The sequence below is a fragment of the Shinella sp. 20P9.1.1 genome (assembly GCF_057798995.1).
In genome coordinates this window covers 254,229-270,139 of the sequence record NZ_JBYOLC010000004.1, presented here as the reverse complement: position 1 = coordinate 270,139, position 15,911 = coordinate 254,229, and the positions used below count along the sequence as shown (strand labels likewise).

Below are 15,911 nucleotides of genomic sequence, written 5' to 3'. Positions count from 1 at the left end.
CGGAGGGTTCTGCATTAAGAAAAAACGCGGGCTCTTAGATATCGGCCTGCGAGGTCACGATACGCGAGACGAGGCCGTAGCCCTTGGCTTCCTCGGCGGAGAGCCAGTAGTCGCGGTCCGTGTCCTTGGCGATCTTCTCGATCGGCTGGCCGGTGGCGTCGGCGAAAATCCTGTTCAGGCGCTCGTTCATCTTGATGATTTCACGGGCCTGAATCTCGATGTCCGATGCCATGCCGCGGGTGCCGCCCGACGGTTGATGCAGCAGGAAGCGGGTGTTGGGCAGGCAAAGGCGCTGCTCCTTGGGCGCGGCGACATAGATCAGCGCACCGGCGGAGGCGACCCAGCCCGTACCGATCATCCAGACCTTCGGCTTGATGAACTTGATCATGTCATGGATCGAATCACCCGATTCGACATGACCGCCCGGCGAATTGACGTAGATGCGGATGTCTTCGTCGCTGGCGGCGGCAAGCGCCACGAGCTGCGAGCAGACCTTCTGCGCCAGTTCCTGGTTGATCGGCCCATAGATGAAGATCGAACGCGACTTGAAAAGGTTCGCCTCCGTTTCCTTGCCCAGGGGCAGTTCCGTCTTCTTGTCGTCCTCGTCGCTCATCCAAAGTCTCCGGATTTGTCGTCAGAATAGTCTTGGTCGCTGTGTCAGATAATGCGACTCACTGGCCAAGACAATGCAACAAAACCGATAGAGGGCGATAGAGCCTGCCGGCATGACCGGAAAACAGGGTAAATGGCACTGGTCAGCCGCGGCCGCGATAGGGCTGCACGCCCTGCTCGGGGATCCATGCCCCCTCGGGTGCTGCTCCCGTCTGCCAGAACACATCGATCGGGATGCCGCCGCGCGGATACCAGTAGGCGCCGATGCGCAGCCATTTCGGCTCCAGGAGGTCGACGAGCCGCTTGGCGATGTCGATGGTGCAATCCTCGTGGAAGGCGCCATGGTTGCGGAAGGAATGCAGGTAGAGTTTTAGCGACTTCGATTCGACCAGCCAGCCGTTCGGAACGTAGTCGATGACGAGATGCGCGAAATCCGGCTGACCCGTCATCGGGCAGAGCGAGGTGAATTCCGGCGCCGTGAAGCGCACCACGAAATCCGTGCCCGCATGGCTGCTCGGCACGCGCTCCAGCATGGCCGTATCCGGATCTGCGGGAAGATCGACCTTCTGCCCCAATTGGGACAGGCCTGAAACGTCCGTCTTGCTCATCGTGGGATCCTTTCGATCTTGACCTTGATACCATGCGCCTTTTCGGTTTCCGGCTCGACATGGATGGCGATCTGCGCGCCGGGCTGCACGGCGACGATCGCCTCCTCCAGTCGGTCGCAGATCTCGTGCGCCTGCCCGACCGGCATCGCCGCCGGCACGACGAGGTGGAAATCGACGAAGGTGGCCGATCCCGCCCGCCGGGTCTTCAGATCATGCACGCCGAGCGAGCCCGAGCCATGGGCGGCGATAGCGGCCTTGATGGCCTCCGCCTCCTCCGGCTCCACCGCGTGGTCCATCAGGCCATCGACCGAATGGGTGATGACCTTCCAGCCCTGATAGAGGATGTTGAGCGCAACGAGCACGGCCAGCAAGGGGTCGAGCACCGCATACCCCGTCAGGATGGCCAGCACGAGGCCGACGAGCACGCCAGCCGAAGTGACGACGTCGGAGAGGATGTGCTGCCCATCCGCCGACAAGGCCGGCGAGCGGTAACGGCGGCCGGCGCGGATCAGCACATAGGCCCAGAGCGCATTGATGGCGCCGGCCAGGAAGTTGATCGCAAGGCCGAGCACCGGCGCTTCCATCGGCGTCGGGGCGAAGACGGCCGGCAGGGCCTCTTTCACGATGAGCAGCGCCGCCACGACGATGAGCACTCCCTCGAGAACCGCCGAGAGGTATTCCGCCTTATGATGGCCGAAGGGATGGGTCGTGTCGGCCGGCTTGGCCGCATAGCTGATCGCCGCGAAGGCAACGATGGCCGCGACCACGTTGACGCTCGATTCCATGCCGTCGGACAGAAGCGCCACCGAGCCCGTCACCCACCAGGCGACGAGCTTCAGCCCCATCACGCCCAATGACAAGGGAATGCCCCAAAGCGCCAGCCGCTTGACCGTGCTGCTATCCGTCTTTTCCATAAAACTCTCCATGCGCATGCAAACGAGTTGCAAAAAGCCTGGCCCATCAACGCAAAACCGCGCGCACGGGGACGTGCACGCGGTTTTCTCTTGGGGTCCCTATCGGCCAGTTCGGCCGTTTTGTCAAAGCCTCAGGCGGCTTTTACCTTGGCTTTTTTGGAGAGGTGCGCCACCACGTTCTCGATCATGCGCATGCCGGCATCCTGGCCAAGCGTCATGATGGATTCGGGATGGAACTGCACCGCGGCCACCGGCTCGCTGGCGTGCTCGATGCCCATGATCGTGCCGTCCTCGCTTTCCGCCGTGATGATGAAGTCACGCGGCAGCGTCGCGGGATCGGCGAAGATCGAGTGGTAACGGCCGACCGTCACTTCCTTGCCGAGACCGGAGAAGACGATGCCGGGCTCCAGCACGCGGATGCGCGAGGGCTTGCCGTGCATGGGAACCGCGAGCTGGCGCAGATCCCCGCCATAGGCTTCCGCCAGGGCCTGCAGGCCGAGGCAGACGCCGAAGATCGGCAGGTTGCGCGCGCGCGCCTTCTTGATCGTCGCCTTGCAGTCGAAGTCCTTCGGGCTGCCGGGGCCGGGCGAGAGAACGACCAGATCGGGCTTGATCCGGTCGAAAATCTCCTCCGGCACGGGCGTGCGCACGGTGGTCACGTCCGCACCGGTCTGGCGGAAATAGTTCGCGAGCGTGTGGACGAAACTGTCCTCGTGATCGACGAGCAGGATCTTGACGCCAGCGCCGACCGACGCGACGTCGCGCTGGACCTTGGAGGAATTGCCCGACTTGGCGTCGCGGATGGCTGCGATCATGGCGGAGGCCTTCAGTTCGGTTTCGGCTTCTTCTTCATCCGGGTTGGAATCGTAAAGCAGGGTCGCGCCGGCGCGCACCTCGGCGATGCCGTCCTTGATGCGGATGGTACGTAGCGTCAGCCCCGTGTTCATGTCGCCGTTGAAGCCGACCATGCCGATCGCGCCACCATACCATGCTCGCGGGCTCTTCTCATGCGCCTCGATGAAGCGCATGGCCCAAAGCTTCGGCGCGCCGGTGACGGTGACGGCCCAAGCATGCGACAGGAAGCCGTCGAAGGCATCCATATCGTCGCGAAGACGGCCTTCGATATGGTCGACCGTGTGGATGAGGCGCGAATACATCTCGATCTGCCGGCGGCCGATGACCTTCACCGACCCCGGCTCGCAGACGCGGCTCTTGTCGTTGCGGTCAACGTCCGAGCACATGGTAAGCTCGGATTCGTCCTTCTTCGAGTTCAGCAGCTTCAGGATCTGCTCCGAGTCGGCGATCGGATCGTCGCCACGCTTGATCGTGCCGGAGATCGGGCAGGTCTCGATGCGGCGGCCCGACACGCGCACGAACATTTCCGGCGATGCCCCGACGAGATATTCCTGGTTGCCGAGATTGATGAAGAACGAATAGGGCGACGGGTTGATGGCCTTGAGACGGCGCGAGATTTCCGACGGCTTACTTTCGCAGCGCTCGAAGAATTTCTGGCCGGGCACAACTTCAAAGAGGTCGCCACGACGGAAACTTTCCTTGGCCTTGACCACCAGCTCGGCATATTCGCCGGGGCGGTGATCGCCATGTGGCGGGATGACGTCGACGGTCTGGAACGGTTCGGACGCGATCGTCTCGCCCTTGCCTTCCGTCGAAAGACCGTCCCTGGCAAAGTCATAACGGTCGATCCAGGCCTTGGCGGCATAGTGGTCGACGACGAGGATTTCATCCGGCAGGAAGAGCACCATGTCGCGCTGGTCGTCCGGCCGCTTCAGCTTCAGTTCGATCGCGTCGAACTGGAAGGCGAGATCGTAGCCGAAGGCGCCGTAGAGGCCGAGGCTGGCATCCTGATCGGAATGGAAGAGGTCCGTCACGGCGCGCAGCACGGTGAAGACCGTCGGCATCTTGGAACGCTCTTCCTCGGTGAAGACCCGGTCGGGCAGCTTCACATCGAGATCGAGTCGGGTGGAGGTGCGCGCGCCGAGCTTCAATTCCGATACCGAAGCAAGTCGCTCGGCGATGAAGGCCAGCAAAACCTCGCCGCGGGCATTATAGGCTTCGATCCAGACGGAGCGGCCGAAGGAGGAGATGGCGAGCGGCGGATCGACGACGGCGGTGTCCCAGCGCGTATAGCGGCCCGGATACTCGTAGTTCGAGGAGAAGACCGCGCCGCGCCGCTCGTCGAGCTTGTCGACATAGGCCGAGATCGCGTTTGCATAATCCGCCGCACGGCGGCGGCGGGTGACGGTCACGCCGCCCTTGGTTTCGTAGGCCTCGCCGCCGTCTTCCAGTATTCTCGTCGCCATTCCCCAACTCCGTTTCAGGCCCGGTTTCAAGGCGGCCGAAAACAAAAAAGCCGCCTCGAAACTTCCGGGCGGCTTGTCGTCTCAATCACGCATGACTGGTCAAGGCCGCCTCAGCGAGCCCACCACCAACCAGCAATGTTGATCATCTTTTCCATCGCCGGAAGTGTTAGCGTGAAGTGCGCGAGCACGCAAGAGCGATTGCAGGAACGGACAATCTTGCGGGAAATTGCAACGGCAGCGCCTCAATCTTTGTCAATCCTGCGCACAGCGAGATCAACGCGCAACAAATTGTCAAGCTCGCGAAATTCGCCATGTCCGGAGATTTGCCCAATGCATGAGCACGTGCTAATCCCCGCGGCTTGGAACATTAGAATCAAGGCAAATACCCATGGTCGCCGTCATGGTCGAAGAATTCCGCGAGATGCAGCGCCAGCTCGCGGGCACATTGGAAGACTACGAAACCCCCGAGTTCAAGCGGCTCGACGGTCAGATCGCGCATGTCTTCGATGCGATCTACCAGCATGAGCCGCAGACAGCGGAAGAAGCGCGCACCCTGGCCGGCTTCTTTCTCGACCTCATCGGCGACAACGATGCGGGCGACAATATTCACCTCATCGAGAAGGTTCGCACCATCGTGGAAGAAGGGGCGACCCGCTGCGATCTGCCGATGGAAATCGTACACGGCGCCGGCATCTAGCAGCCTGGCGGCAACCAATTTGGCCGTACGGCGTTTCCCCGCTGACCTCGTCAGCCGGGAGACCGACCCATCGCACACCGCCGCACCCTCCTCCTTATCCTCGCCATTCCCCTTCTCGCCAGTGCCGCCGACCTGCCGAAGGACGGTCCCATGCCCGTATCCCGCCCCGAGCAGAAGGCCGAGGACAAAGCGAACAAGGATGCCGAGACAGCGCCGGACGCCTCGGTGAAAGAGGACGCGGAGCGCAAGGCGCAGGACGACACCAAGGCGGAAGCGGAAAAGAAGGCCAAGACGGAGGCTGAGAAGGCAGCGCAACGCCCGCATGAGGACGCCAAGGCGGAGGCAGCCTGCCGGGCGGAACTGAAAGCCCTCGGCGTGACCTTCGAGGAGGCGCCCGTTGTCAACGACGGTGCGGCCTGCGGCATCGACAAGCCGGTTCTGCTCAAGGGGCTTCCCGGTGACGTGACGGTGGAGCCGGAAGCGACGGTGCGCTGCGAGACAGCCTTGCAGGTCGCCCGCTGGCTGGATGGATCGGTCAAGCCCTCGCTGGAAGCTGCGATGCCCGGTGAGACGATCACGGTGCTCTCCCAGGCCTCCGCCTATGTCTGCAAGAACCGCAATGGCGCGGAAGAAGGCAAGATTTCCGAGCATGCCTTCGGCAACGCGCTCGATATTGCCGGCTTCACCCTGAAGAGCGGCAAGACGATCACGATCCGCCCTGCCGACAAGGAGCCGACGCTGGAGGGCGCCTTCCAGCGTGCCATCACCGAAGCCGCCTGCCTCTATTTCACGACGGTGCTCGATCCCGGCAGCGACGCCGCCCACCAGAATCATCTGCATCTCGACGTGAAGGAACGGCGCGGCGGCTATCGCTACTGCTGGTAAGCTGGCGCACCGCTTCCTATCTGTAGCGCGGCATTCGCCGCTTCATCCTTCAAAGGACCCCTCCATGTCGATTTCCGCCTACGAACTCACCATCCCCACCCTGCAGCGCGGTTTTACCGTGCTCGCCAAACTGCTCGACAAGGCCGAGGCCTTTGCCGAGGAGAAAAAGATCAAGCCGGAAATCCTCGTCAATGCGCGCCTCGCGCCTGACATGCTCTCGCTTGCCGGCCAGATCCAGCGCCTCAGCGACACCGCCAAGGGGGCCGCCGCCCGCCTCACCGGCACGGAAGGGCCGAGCTTTCCCGATGACGAGGTGACGCTGGCCGACCTGCGCGCCCGCATCGCCAAGACGACGGATTACCTTGCCTCGGTCCAGGAAAGCGCCTTCGAGGGTGCTGCCGAACGCACCGTCACGCTGAAGACGCGCGGCGGCGAGCTCAGCTCCTCCGGCAAGGACTACATCCTCACCTTCGTCCTGCCGAACTTCTATTTCCACTTGAGCATGGCCTACGCCATCCTGCGGCACAACGGCGTCGCCGTTGGCAAGCTGGATTTTCTGGGCCGGGCGTAAGATAGAAGGGGCGCCAAAGCGCCCCTTTTTTTCTCAGAACAGCCCCTCGATATAGCCCTGCTCGTTGAGAAAAATCTTCTCCGACGACGGCACCTTCGGCAAGCCGGGCATGGTCATGATCTCCCCGGTAATGACGACGACGAAGCCGGCGCCGGCCGATAGCCGGACTTCGCGCACCGGCACCGTATGGCCAGACGGCGCGCCACGCAGGTTCGGGTCGGTCGAGAAGGAATATTGCGTCTTGGCCATGCAGACCGGCAGGTTGCCGTAACCCTGCTCCTCCCAGACACGCAGCTGGTCGCGCACCGACTTGTCGGCGATGACCTCGCCAGCGTGGTAGATGTCCTTGGCGATCGTCTCGATCTTCTGGAACAGCGGCATCTCATCCGGATAGAGCGGCGAGAACTGCGACAGGCCGGATTCGGCAAGCTCGACGATCCGGCGGGCGAGATCCTCGATGCCGGCGGAGCCCTCGGCCCAATGTTTGCAGAGGATCGCCTCGGCGCCGAGCGTGGCGACAAAATCCTTCACCGCCTGGATTTCACGCTCCGTGTCGGACGTGAAGTGGTTGATGGCGACGACGACGGGCACGCCGAACTTCTTGACGTTCTGCACATGGCGGCCGAGATTGGCGCAGCCCTTCTTCACCGCCTCGACATTCTCCTTGCCGAGCTCGTCCTTCTTGACGCCGCCGTTCATCTTCATGGCGCGCACAGTGGCGACGATGACGGCCGCATCCGGCTTCAGCCCCGCTTTGCGGCACTTGATATCGAAGAACTTTTCCGCGCCGAGATCCGCACCGAAGCCGGCTTCCGTCACCACGTAATCGGCAAGTTTCAGCGCAGTCGTGGTAGCGATCACCGAATTGCAGCCATGGGCGATGTTGGCGAAAGGACCGCCATGCACGAAGGCGGGATTGTTCTCCAGCGTCTGCACGAGGTTCGGCTGCATGGCGTCCTTCAACAGAACCGTCATCGCACCATCCGCCTTGATATCGCGGGCAAAGACCGGCGACTTGTCGCGGCGATAGCCGATGATGATGTTGCCGAGCCGCTTTTCGAGGTCCTTCAGATCCGTCGAAAGACAGAGGATCGCCATTACCTCCGAGGCAACAGTGATATCGAAACCCGTCTCTCGCGGATAGCCGTTGGCGACCCCGCCGAGCGAGGCGACGATGTGGCGAAGCGCCCGGTCGTTCATGTCCATGACGCGCCGCCAGGCGATGCGCCTGATATCGATGTTCTGCTCGTTGCCCCAGTAGATGTGATTGTCGATCAGTGCCGAGAGCAGGTTATGCGCCGAGGTGATGGCATGGAAGTCGCCGGTGAAATGGAGGTTCATGTCCTCCATCGGCACGACCTGCGCATAACCGCCGCCGGCCGCCCCACCCTTCACGCCGAAACACGGCCCGAGCGACGCCTCGCGGATACAGGTGATGGCCTTCTTGCCGATGCGGTTGAGGCCGTCGCCGAGACCGACCGTGGTGGTCGTCTTGCCCTCGCCGGCCGGCGTCGGGTTGATCGCGGTGACGAGGATCAGCTTACCGTTCTTCTTGCCCGTCTGTTCAGCGATGAATTCGGCGCTGATCTTCGCCTTGTCATGGCCATAGGGCAACAGGTGTTCGGCGGGAATGCCGAGTTTGGCGCCGATCTCCAGGATCGGTTTCTTCTTGGCGGCGCGGGCGATTTCGATATCGGACTTCACATCGGCCATGCGGTGTCGCTCCCTCTTCAGCGCTTTTCTACCGCAGTCGGGCTCCTCTCCCGAAGGCGGCGCTTTCTTGTCTTGCAGCGCCATTTCAGCGTGAAGCGGCCCGCAACGCCACGTCGTAATTTGCCGCCCGATACATCAGAAGCGACATTTGCCGATTAATTTGCGCCCGAAACGAAAACGGCGCGTATCCCAAGATACGCGCCGCCTTGAAAGTGCTGCTCGATCAGCGCGCCAGCACGTCGCGCATTTCCACGAGATTGGAGCGCACGCGCAGGATATAGAAACCCATCGTGGCCAGATGCGTCGGCATGATCCAGCCGTCCTCGCGACCATTCGAGATGATCGCCGGCTGGATTTTCAGCGCGGAGCGCAGCTGCTTGATGCTTTCCGTCCAGAGCGGCTCGATGCCGCGCGCCTTGATGACGGCATCGAAATCAGCACCGGCGGCTGACAGGATGCCGTAATACCCATAGAGCTGACCATAGGCGAACCAGAAGCGATCATCCGCCCGCGTGTCGAACCAGCCGCCATTGTGGAATTCCGAGCGCTCGCGGATGATGGCGGAGGTGGAGCCGATATCGTTGGAGATACGGTCGAGGAATTCGATCAGGTTGTCCGAGCGGCCGTCGAAGATCGCCTCGCAGGATTCGAGCGCGGTGTTGAACTTGCGCAGGTCCGCCATCGCCGTGCGATAGTAGTTCGGCGTCGGCGTCTTCGGCAGCAGCGAATCCGAGCCGAAATACCAGGTCTCCTCATCGAACTGCATGTTGCCGCGGGCGCGCTGCAGGTCAGAATTGATGCCGGACGTGCCACGCACGCGGCCGAGCGCATCGACGAGCTCCACGGCGGTGCGGCGGATCGTCTGGTTCACGCCGCGCTGGAAGGCGGCCTTGTTGTCCATCCAGGGCGTGTCTTCCCAATCCATTCCAAAGAAACCGAGCTTGTAGAGCAGCATGGAGGAAATCCAGGCGTTCTGGTTCACGTTGAAATCGATGAGATCGGCCGTCACGTCGACGATCGCCGAGCGCACGCAGGTCTTCGGCTCCGGCTCGACAACCTCCCCAGCCGCTGGCGTGGTCGCGGTTGCGGCTCCGCCAGATGTGGCAATGCCGGCATCCTGCTTACGCTGGGCGAGATTGTAGCTGTTGATGTAATCGGGGTTGAAGCCGCTCCAGACCTGCGTCTGCCAGATGAAATAGGCATAGAAGGCGAAGAGCAGGACAAGGCCGATGCCGATCGGTCCCTTGATGATCCAGCTGCGCGCCTTGTACCAGTTCGCCGCCGTGATGAACGGCCAGAGAATCCAGGCGATCACGAGGCCGATGCCCCGGCCGATGGCCGCGAAGATGCGTTGGAAAAACGCGACGATCGGGTCAAGCATTGGCGTCGTCCTCTCTGATGCCGAACAGTTTCCTGCGGAAAGCAGCCTTGTCTTGCAGATAGGTCCGCGTCAACGTCGCCACAACATATTCGCGGAACTTTTCGCTATAGTGCTCGTAGGCCGCGTAAAACCCCTGCTTGTCGAAGACGAAGCGGGACACGAAGTCATAGGGAACCATCTGTGAAATCAGGCGGTTGACCAGCCATTGGTCCGGATGATCGGGGGCTGCGCGCACCAGCTGGAACCGCCGGTCGGGAGCGACCTCGCCCACCTTGATCTCACCGGTCGACGCCACGGTGCGGATCGCCTCCTGCAGGAAGGGGTAGGTTCCGTCACGTGCGACGAGATCGGCATTGCGGTGCATCCAGGTCTGCAGCCAGATCCGGTCGGCTTTCTCGATATCCGTGGTCGGATCGCTCTGGTTGACGAGATTGACCACCGTCATCTCGGCGCGGTGCTGGAAAAGGCCCGACGGCTCGACCCAGGAGGCGCGCGGCAGTTCAAGCCGCTTGGTCGAGGCGAGAAAATCGAAGATGCGCTTGGGATCGTCGAGCGCGATATAGCTGACCTGCCAGGGCCGCGAGCGGCGAAAGCCCGGCACGCTCGGATCGCAGATGACGGTCGTCGTCTTGTCGTCGAGGAAGACATAGACGCCGCCGAAATGATTTGCCCAGAAGGCATCGTGGCGAAACACCAGCTGGTCCGGCACCAGCGCATTCAGGCGGATATCGCCGGTCTGCTTTGCGAGATCCACCATGCGGTTCAGCATCGCGTCATCAGACCAGGCATTCGGCACCGTCTTCAGCCGGTCGACCAGCCCGCGCAGCTCCGCCGCCTTGCCGAGCATGTCCTCGGCCGAGAGCACCTTGAAACGCACCTCGTTGATCGATAGGAGGTCGTCGATGTCGTTGACGATGGAGACCGAGTCCTCGATCTCGCCATAGAGCGCATCGCGGATGGTGATCGCATTGATCGCCCGCGCATTGGCCGAGAAAAACTCGTGCATCAGGGCGGCAGTGTTGGAAAAGCTCGTATGCACCACCGGCAGGTTCACCTGCTCCGGCGTCATGATGATGAAGCGACGGTTGACGCGGTTCGGATCGAGATAGTCCCGGTCGCCAAGCTCGTCGGCGATCTCGGGCGAAAAACCCGTCATGTCGATGCGGAAGCTGGCGAGCGCCGTGCGGCGCATGCCGAACCCGTCAAGCGCCTTGTTATAGCGCTCGACCAGATGCGGCTCATCCACCGGCAAGAGCCGGCCATAGATCAGTTCGGCTTCGAGGAGGCGTTTCATGCGTCGTTTCTCACCACCGTCCCTCGGCCTTTATCGTCTCCATCTCGCGGATCGCCTTCTCGCGCTGGCGTTCGCGGCGGATGATGTCGGAGACGGCGGCATCGTCGGATTTGTCGGTGTAGCGGAATTCCGAGTCGGCGTAGCGGTTGATCTCCTGCAACACCATCTCCATCGAGATCGGGCCGCGCAGTTCCTCGATCATCGCCTTCTTTTCGTCGTAGCTCTTGTGCATGAAGGCGCCGGCGTTGGCGAACCAGTCGTCGGGCAATTCCACGTCCATGGCGCGCATCTTGATCGCGTCGGTGATGTTTTTGATGGCGCGGCCGGTGAAGCGCGGTTCGGCGAGCTTGATGCGGTGCAGATAGGCGCCGACATCGGCGAGCGACTGGATCGCGCCTTGCTCCTTTTCCTGCGCTTCCCAGACGGCAAGAAGGCCATCCTCCTGCGGCTTGGCGTGCTGCGCGTAGGAGGTCGAGACGGCACGCTTGATCTCCTGTCCCTCGAACAGTTTGTGATCGCCGAGCGGGATCGAATGGTTCTTGCCGACCAGCATGGCGAAGATGTCGATATAGTCGTCCTCGGTCTGCGGCCCGTCCACCAGCCAGCGGGCGCCGGCGCGCTGGCGTAGCGCATCGTCCACGTTCTCGGGGTAGTTGGAGAACATGCCGAAGGTGCAGTTGCCGCGTATCACCGTGGAGGCACCGGCAAAGCTTTCCATCAGCACCGCCGTTACCTCGTGCTGTCCGGCCGAGGCGCGGTCGTCGGAGCGCTTGGCGGCAACCTGATCGACATCATCGATCGTGCCGAAGCCGATCGCCTTGGGATTGATGACGTTATTGACGAATTCCTTGCAATTCTGGCCGGATTTGCCCTGGTAGGAGGAGATCTGGTCGACGCCGAAATTCTCGTAGTGGAAGGCGTAGCCGGCGATCTGGCAGTAGTCGTTGACGAGGCCGGCCAGCATCTGGATGAGGATCGTCTTACCGGTGCCGGGCATGCCGTCGCCGATGAAGGTGAAGAGAAAGCCGCCGAGCTCGACGAAGGGGTTGAGCTGCCGCTCGAAATCATAGGCGACCAGCATCTTGGCGAGCTTCATAGCCTGATATTTGGCGATGTGGTTGCCGATGATCTCTTCCGGCTTCTTGAAGGTCATGACCAGCGGCTTGCGCTTCTGGCCCGGTGCGACATCGAAGCCGGAAAGCGTGAAATCATCTTGCTCGATGCGGATATGCGCATTCTCGAAGCCGGCAAGGCCGGTGAACCGGGCGCGGCGGGAAATCAGCCCCTCGATGGCGACGCGCGAGAAGGCGCGGGCGCGGCTGACCAGCGCCGCATCGTCGGGCGCACCGGCAAGGGTGCGATCGAGCCCGGAGACCATGCTTTTCAGCGCGTCCTGCGGCGTGTCGAAGAGGTAGTCGGGCTCCCCGCCATCCTCAACCGGTTCGCCTTCGCCCGGCAGCGTCGCGCCGAGATAGGCGGCGAAGGTGAAGGCGGCGATATAGGCGGAGGCCGACAGCAGCGCCTTGAACTGGTTGGCCTCGTCACCGGCAAGCGGTGAGGCGAGATTGCGCGCTTGCAGGCCTTCCAGATTGGTCTGACGGGAAAACACATCGGAGACTGCCAGTGCCACCTGCAACCCGCGGCGCGAGCGGAACAGCACGGCATGCTGCTGCGGCGACAGCAACGGGTCGGCGGCGTGCACGGACTGGATGGTCCTTGCCAGTTCCACCTCGCGCGTGCGCCGCGTGCCGGCGGTCGAAACCGTCGAGACGAAGCGACGGCCGGTGCCCGCCAGCGTCGTCCCGCTTTTGCCATCCTCGCTTTCGAGAATGACGAGCTTGGTGACGAGGCTCTGCGCCGCCGCCTGATGCTTGGCGATGTCGTCTTCGTGGATCGTCGTCAGTCCGGCATTGAGGCTCATGGGAGAGTCCTTTTGAAAATTCGGCGGCGGAGGGCCGCCAAGCTATTTTCGTGCCCCGTTAGGAGCGTTTTTCAGCCGATATCTCGAGATATCGGCAAGAAGCGCGACGCAGCGGAGTGCGGAAAGAGCCGGCGGATCGACCCGCCGCGTTTTCAAAAGGACTCCTACCCCTCGCTGATGACCTGGTTTCCCGAGATGACATGCACTTTGTAGGCGCCGAAGATACCCTGCGTCTCGCCGGCGGCGTAGAGCGCCTGATAGGCATCATGCGGCACCAGCGCATGTTTCTCATAGGCGCTGACGCCCATGCGGGTGGCTTCGAGATCGTCGGTCTCGATGTGGAATTCTTCCTGCGCGGGCGTCGAACTCCAAAAACCCTTCTGCGCCGGGCGCTCGGCCTTGGAGAAGACCTCCTGCACCGTCCAGGTGAGCAGCCAGGCGTTTTCCGGCTTGCGCACCTTGGAGAGGATTTCGTTGACGCGCTCGTTGTTCTCGGTGATGCCCGCCGAATAGAACGGGCCGAGCACGATGCGGCGCAGCTGCTTGGGGTGCAGCGTCGGAAAATCCTTGTCGAGATTGGTGGCGATCGTCACCGGCGTCAACGAATAGGCGCTGTTCTTCAGCGTGAAATCGTCGAAACGGCTGGCAAGTTCGGGATTGAGCAGGCCGCCGACCGGTAGCGGAATATCCACCTCTGGATTGAGCTTGCCATCCTGCCCGACCAGCATCTTCACGACATTGTCGCTCGAATCCTCGATGGTCGCCATATAGATCATCGGCAGCGTCGCGGTGCCGTCGAAGGCGCCCCAGCAGACGATGTAGTAGGGCCGCATAGTCTTCGGATTGACCGCGACGCGGATCGTCTCCGGCAGCACGAAGGGCGAGAAAATATCGCCCTTGCCGATCTGCTCCAGATAGAGCCGCTCGGCCATACGGGCCTGGAGATCGCCCGGAAAGGCCTTCTGGCGCAGAATGAAATCCGCCATCTCGCCGCGCAGCTGATCGGCATTCGGCATGGCCGCAAGGCGCTTTTCGGCGCTCTGCCGGTCGTTTTCCAGTTCCAGCACGTTCTGGAATATCGGAAAACCGCTTTCGGCGCGAGAGACGCGGAACTGCTGGACGAAGCCGATGCGGTTCTCCCAGCAGGCGAAAGAGGCCTTCAGCCGGGCGAGATAGGGCATGACGACCTCGCCCACCACGGAATTGCGGTAGAGCGGGGAGTTGCGGTCACCCAGAAAGATTTCAAGACCACCCAGCGCGGCGCGGATGGTCGAGAAATATTGCGCGACGGCGCTGTCTGCCGGTGCGTTCATGGGCATCGCGCCCGTTGAGAAACGGCAAGCGCACGATGGGGCATGCGGACCATCACTGCTTCACGTAATTCGCGGTGTTGTGCTTGTCCATCACGGCCTGGAAACGGCGGGCGAAGGCGTCGTCGGCGAGCTTCTTGCGGCGCTGGATGTCCTGCGTCGCCAGCATGTTCTTCTCGTGCATTTCGAGGAGATCGCCGATATGGCGCTGCGAGGCCGAGCCGATGCCAGCCATGGTCTCTTCCGCCGCCGTATCGACCTGGCTGCCGAGCGTGTTGATCTTGTGCGCCACATCCTGCTGGGCTGCTGTCTTCAACGAGTCTTCCAGCGCCTTGTAGAGCACGATGCGCTGCTCGGTATCGATGGTCAGCTTGTTGATCAGCGTGTTCTGCGCGGCGATCTGGTTGTTGAGCGAATCGACGAAGGTCTGGAACATCGAGGTATAGCGCTCGAGCGTCTGGCTTTCGGCCAGAAGCTCCTGCTCCTTCGCCTGCATCATGTTGTATTCGGTCGCCAGCGCCGAGCGCTCGCCTTCGAGATCCGTGCGGCTCTTCTGGTCGGTCGAGGCGGCGATGCGGTTTTCGAGGTCCATGAGCAGCGGGTTCAGTTCCTCGATGCGCTTCTGGGTCGCTTCGAGGTTGGTCATCGTGCCCTTGCGGCGCTCGATGACCTGAATGAGGCTTGCCTCGGAGGTCTTGTAGCGCTGGTCGAGGATAGACTTCTGCTCCTTCAGGATACCGACGATCGTGTCGGACTTGGAGAGCAGTTCCTGCAGGTTGCCGGCCAGCGACATGTTGCGCACGCGGTCGGTGCGCATGCGCTGCATCTTCTGCTTGGAGAAGATGCCGATGAACTTTTCGTAGCCCGTGTAGCTCTTCATGCTCTCGAATTCGGTGCCGAAGATGTTCGTCGCATCCTCCAGGCCGATGATGAGATCGGCGATATTGCCCTCCATCACCTTCTGCTGGTTGATGACGTCGGAAATCCGGGCATTCTCGATATCGAAATTGACGTCGCCGAGCTTGGTGTCCGCCTTGGCGAACTGGTCGAGAACGGTGCTCGACTGCTCCATCTTGGAGCGCATCTGGTTGACGACGCTGCGGGTCTTTTCGATTTCCGCGTCGAAGTTCTGAAGTGTGGCCATGCCTTGTCCCCTTACGTTCTCCACGGCAGACGTCTTCGTCGCCCGATTTATTCCATCGCGGCAACACTATACGAATTCAGACAGATAGGAACCTGCCCCGCGAGAACATGTGGGACACGGCGGGCGCACCGCAAGATGGTGCCGCCAAATTTTCTGCCGATCGCTAGTAGCCGGCCGGAGCCTTCAGATAGGCGATGAGGTTGGCGATGTCCTCGATCTTCTTCAGGCCGGCAAAGGTCATGCGCGTGCCCGGCACCATCGCCTTGGGCGACATCAGATATTCGGCGATCTGCGCCTCGCTCCACACCTTGCCGTCCTCGCCGAAGGCTCGCATGGCCGGGGAATAGCTGTAATCTTCAATGGTGGCGACCGGCCGGCCGATGATGCCCGACAGCGTCGGCCCAACGCGGTTGACCTTTTCAGTGGAATGGCAGGGCGCGCATTTCTTGAACACCGCCTTGCCGGCCACCGCATCGCCCTCGGCGAAAGCCGGGGCGGCAAGACAGAGGAAGATGGCAAGTGTCGAAAACGGTTTCATCC

General features: G+C 62.0%; 14 protein-coding genes. 3 read left to right on the top strand and 11 right to left on the bottom strand.

Features of this window, described 5'->3' with window-relative positions; genetic code table 11:
• Window positions 1–34: 34 nt before the first annotated feature.
• The 4 genes from AC27VQ_RS09315 to AC27VQ_RS09300 all read right to left on the bottom strand — a co-directional run bounded on the left by AC27VQ_RS09315 (window position 35) and on the right by AC27VQ_RS09300 (window position 4,455).
• Window positions 35–613 carry an ATP-dependent Clp protease proteolytic subunit gene (locus tag AC27VQ_RS09315; RefSeq protein ID WP_313529176.1) on the bottom strand — a complete coding sequence of 193 codons (579 nt, stop codon included), beginning with the start codon at window positions 611–613 and terminating at the stop codon, window positions 35–37.
• Window positions 614–755: 142 nt separating this feature from the next.
• Entirely contained in the window at window positions 756–1,220 is a 465-nt protein-coding gene (gene queF, locus AC27VQ_RS09310) for a preQ(1) synthase (protein WP_488716062.1), read from the bottom strand.
• Window positions 1,217–2,134, bottom strand: coding sequence for a cation diffusion facilitator family transporter (locus tag AC27VQ_RS09305; protein ID WP_488716061.1), 918 nt, complete (start codon window positions 2,132–2,134; stop codon window positions 1,217–1,219). Before AC27VQ_RS09305 ends, queF begins: the two co-directional genes overlap by 4 nt.
• A 131-nt stretch (window positions 2,135–2,265) precedes the next feature.
• Window positions 2,266–4,455 (bottom strand): anthranilate synthase, encoded by a 2,190-nt coding sequence (locus tag AC27VQ_RS09300; RefSeq protein ID WP_421591972.1) that lies wholly within the window; start codon window positions 4,453–4,455, stop codon window positions 2,266–2,268.
• A gap of 388 nt (window positions 4,456–4,843) precedes the next feature.
• Between AC27VQ_RS09300 and AC27VQ_RS09295 the strand changes: the two genes are divergently transcribed.
• The 3 genes from AC27VQ_RS09295 (at window position 4,844) to AC27VQ_RS09285 (ending at window position 6,608) form a co-directional block, all read left to right on the top strand.
• On the top strand, window positions 4,844–5,152 hold the full coding sequence (locus AC27VQ_RS09295) for a hypothetical protein (protein ID WP_488716060.1): 309 nt from the start codon (window positions 4,844–4,846) through the stop codon (window positions 5,150–5,152).
• 150 nt (window positions 5,153–5,302) lie between these two features.
• On the top strand, window positions 5,303–6,037 hold the full coding sequence (locus AC27VQ_RS09290; protein WP_488716059.1) for an extensin-like domain-containing protein: 735 nt from the start codon (window positions 5,303–5,305) through the stop codon (window positions 6,035–6,037).
• A gap of 64 nt (window positions 6,038–6,101) precedes the next feature.
• Window positions 6,102–6,608 carry a DUF1993 domain-containing protein gene (locus AC27VQ_RS09285; RefSeq protein WP_488716058.1) on the top strand — a complete coding sequence of 169 codons (507 nt, stop codon included), beginning with the start codon at window positions 6,102–6,104 and terminating at the stop codon, window positions 6,606–6,608.
• A 33-nt stretch (window positions 6,609–6,641) separates the two neighbouring features.
• Here AC27VQ_RS09285 and AC27VQ_RS09280 read toward each other — a convergent pair whose 3' ends face one another.
• The 7 genes from AC27VQ_RS09280 to AC27VQ_RS09250 all read right to left on the bottom strand — a co-directional run bounded on the left by AC27VQ_RS09280 (window position 6,642) and on the right by AC27VQ_RS09250 (window position 15,909).
• Complete coding sequence (locus tag AC27VQ_RS09280) at window positions 6,642–8,321, bottom strand: formate--tetrahydrofolate ligase (protein ID WP_488716057.1); 1,680 nt, start codon at window positions 8,319–8,321, stop codon at window positions 6,642–6,644.
• Between the two features lie 223 nt (window positions 8,322–8,544).
• On the bottom strand, window positions 8,545–9,702 hold the full coding sequence (locus tag AC27VQ_RS09275) for a DUF2333 family protein (RefSeq protein ID WP_488716056.1): 1,158 nt from the start codon (window positions 9,700–9,702) through the stop codon (window positions 8,545–8,547).
• The gene (locus tag AC27VQ_RS09270) at window positions 9,695–10,996 is read right to left on the bottom strand and encodes a DUF6638 family protein (RefSeq protein ID WP_488716055.1); all 1,302 of its coding nucleotides are present in this window, start codon (window positions 10,994–10,996) and stop codon (window positions 9,695–9,697) included. Before AC27VQ_RS09270 ends, AC27VQ_RS09275 begins: the two co-directional genes overlap by 8 nt.
• A gap of 10 nt (window positions 10,997–11,006) precedes the next feature.
• Window positions 11,007–12,917, bottom strand: a complete 1,911-nt coding sequence (locus AC27VQ_RS09265) for an AAA family ATPase (protein ID WP_488716054.1) — start codon at window positions 12,915–12,917, stop codon at window positions 11,007–11,009.
• Window positions 12,918–13,081: 164 nt separating this feature from the next.
• Complete coding sequence (locus AC27VQ_RS09260) at window positions 13,082–14,230, bottom strand: hypothetical protein (protein WP_313529151.1); 1,149 nt, start codon at window positions 14,228–14,230, stop codon at window positions 13,082–13,084.
• Window positions 14,231–14,282: 52 nt separating this feature from the next.
• Entirely contained in the window at window positions 14,283–15,371 is a 1,089-nt protein-coding gene (locus AC27VQ_RS09255) for a hypothetical protein (RefSeq protein WP_313529148.1), read from the bottom strand.
• A 163-nt stretch (window positions 15,372–15,534) separates the two neighbouring features.
• On the bottom strand, window positions 15,535–15,909 hold the full coding sequence (locus AC27VQ_RS09250) for a c-type cytochrome (RefSeq protein WP_488716053.1): 375 nt from the start codon (window positions 15,907–15,909) through the stop codon (window positions 15,535–15,537).
• Between the last annotated feature and the right edge of the window lie 2 nt (window positions 15,910–15,911).